Raw genomic sequence first — 523 nt, 5'->3', positions numbered from 1 at the left:
GGGCGTTAAGTTGCAGGGTATAGACCCGAAACCCGGTGATCTAGCCATGGGCAGGTTGAAGGTTGGGTAACACTAACTGGAGGACCGAACCGACTAATGTTGAAAAATTAGCGGATGACCTGTGGCTGGGGGTGAAAGGCCAATCAAACCGGGAGATAGCTGGTTCTCCCCGAAAGCTATTTAGGTAGCGCCTCGTGAATTCATCTCCGGGGGTAGAGCACTGTTTCGGCTAGGGGGCCATCCCGGCTTACCAACCCGATGCAAACTGCGAATACCGGAGAATGTTATCACGGGAGACACACGGCGGGTGCTAACGTCCGTCGTGAAGAGGGAAACAACCCAGACCGCCAGCTAAGGTCCCAAAGTCATGGTTAAGTGGGAAACGATGTGGGAAGGCCCAGACAGCCAGGATGTTGGCTTAGAAGCAGCCATCATTTAAAGAAAGCGTAATAGCTCACTGGTCGAGTCGGCCTGCGCGGAAGATGTAACGGGGCTAAACCATGCACCGAAGCTGCGGCAGCGA

General features: G+C 54.5%; 1 rRNA gene. It reads left to right on the top strand.

Going from position 1 to position 523, the window contains the following annotated elements:
• A 23S ribosomal RNA gene (locus tag NA330_RS23190) occupies nt 1–523 on the top strand; the annotation flags it as partial.

It is taken from the genome of Salmonella sp. NW722, assembly GCF_051702785.1.
Lineage (GTDB): Bacteria > Pseudomonadota > Gammaproteobacteria > Enterobacterales > Enterobacteriaceae > Salmonella > Salmonella enterica.
This window is presented reverse-complemented; position numbering and strand designations above follow the sequence as displayed.